The sequence below is a fragment of the Anaerotignum faecicola genome, from assembly GCA_024460105.1.
Classification (GTDB): domain Bacteria; phylum Bacillota; class Clostridia; order Lachnospirales; family Anaerotignaceae; genus JANFXS01.
The window spans coordinates 1-439 of sequence record JANFXS010000325.1 but is presented as its reverse complement, the minus strand read 5'-3'; the positions used below and the strand labels follow the sequence as shown (position 1 = coordinate 439).

Sequence of the window (439 nt, the reverse complement as noted above, 5' to 3'; positions counted from 1 at the left end):
GAAGCTGGACCGAAATATTGCTTAAATTCATGGCGGCCAGCTGTGTGGGGAGGGCACCTACATGGCATGGCGTGATTCCGCTTCCGTCTACGAGACAGGGAACCTCCACACAGGCTTCGGCCGGCAGATTATCGATAAGGCCATGGTTGAGCACATTTCCGCCGATCTTATAGGGCTGATTGGTGACAATTGCTTCCATAATATAGGATGCGTATTCTAAAGAGCGGGTGTGGGTGATGGCTCCATCCATCAGAATACTGTCCTTCTCCTGATTCCAGCCTTCGATCTGTTTGATGCAGCGGCGGGGATATTCATCCAATGGAATCTGGTAGTCCTCAATCATCTCCGGATATTTGCTCTTGATGAATAGCGGATTGTACTCGGCGTTGTGCTCGCTGGATTCAGTGCAGTAGTAGCCCAGATGGCGGATGTATTCGAA

1 protein-coding gene is annotated in these 439 nt (G+C 50.6%); it reads right to left on the bottom strand.

Annotated elements, in window-relative coordinates; all coding sequences use genetic code 11:
- Positions 1 to 439: alpha-glucosidase/alpha-galactosidase (locus NE664_14200; GenBank protein ID MCQ4727787.1), on the bottom strand; the 439-nt coding region annotated here is incomplete at both ends.